The sequence below is a fragment of the Bradyrhizobium rifense genome, from assembly GCF_008123425.1.
Lineage (GTDB): Bacteria > Pseudomonadota > Alphaproteobacteria > Rhizobiales > Xanthobacteraceae > Bradyrhizobium > Bradyrhizobium rifense.
In genome coordinates, this window is record NZ_VSSS01000115.1 from 1 (window position 1) to 1228 (window position 1228).

The 1228-nt window shown below is 65.1% G+C and carries 1 protein-coding gene; it reads right to left on the reverse strand.

The features are described from left to right. Positions 1-83: 83 nt before the first annotated feature. The coding region (locus FXB40_RS46960) for an IS1182 family transposase (protein ID WP_148779036.1) at positions 84-1228 on the reverse strand (1145 nt) is incomplete at its 5' end.

Here is a 1228-nt window from a genome sequence, read left to right on the forward strand (position 1 = left end):
TTTCGGCATTCGGCCAAGGAGCGGTGGCACTCCTTGATGGCAAGCGTCCGGCGGCGTCAGGCCGTCGGGTACATTTCTGCGGCCTATGTTTTTGCGAGACGGTGTCCTTGCAGGATGTTGTTGGTGAGGGCGTACCAGAGCACGACGGCACGGACCTTCTCGATGCCGCGCACGGTCAATTGCCTGAGGTCCCAGTTCCGCCATCGGGCATGGATGCATTCGCAGATCGTGCGGGCTTGGTACTGTGCCTTTCCGGCTTCGCTGGCCATGCGGGCCCGCCAGGCGGATACTCCGGGACCGTCGCTGCTCCGGGGTAAAAAGGGATCGACACCGCTCCTGGATTTGGGAGGAGGACAGTAAACCTCGATACCTTCGCCATGCGCCCATTCGATGTCTTCGCCACTGCAGAATCCGCCGTCGACGAGGTGGCGGCGTGGGAAGCGCTTCAGCCGTTCGCGCGTCCGCTCCAACATCGGTCGCATCAAGCCGCGATCTGACCCGCTGTTGTCGACATCGATCGCGACCACGATCAGCTCGCCAGCCGCGCTGGCCACCTGCACATTGTAGGCCGGGCGGAAGCCGGCATCCGCCATCTTCATCACCCGTGCCTGAGGGTCTGTGGTGGAGGCCCGAGGTTCTTTCGGCTTCTTGCCGTTGCCGCCCTTGTCGTCGAGCTGCTTTCGCTTGCGCTTGATCTCGGCCAGCGCCGCTTGCGCGGCCTGTATCCGCTCGCTGCGTTCCCGCGCCGCGCGCTCTCTGGCGGCCCGGATCCGCCGATCGCGGGCTTCCGGATCCGCATCGACCTCGCGCTTGAGCTCTTCAACCACGGCCTCGGCTTGTGCCATCTGCCGATCCAGCCTCGCCTCCCGCCGGAACGATCCGGTCCCCGCACTCGCCCGTATCCGCACCCCGTCCTGGGTCAGCTTCTCGATATCGACCAGCCCTGCCTCGTTCAGGGCCACCAGATGTTCGACCAGCAGACGGTCGAGCAAGTCGGCGCAGCCGACCCGGAAGTCCGACAACGTGTGATGGTTCAAAGACACGCCGCCGCAGAGCCAACGGTAGACGTCGTGACTGTCGCAGAGCCGGTCCAGCGCCCGCGCGCTACCAACGCCATCGCTCGTGGCATACAGCCAAAGCGCCAGCAGCAACCGTGGTGATGGCGCCGGATGACCCGGCGTGTTCTCCCGTGCCTTGACGCGATCTTCCAGTTCGCTCAGGTCGAGCC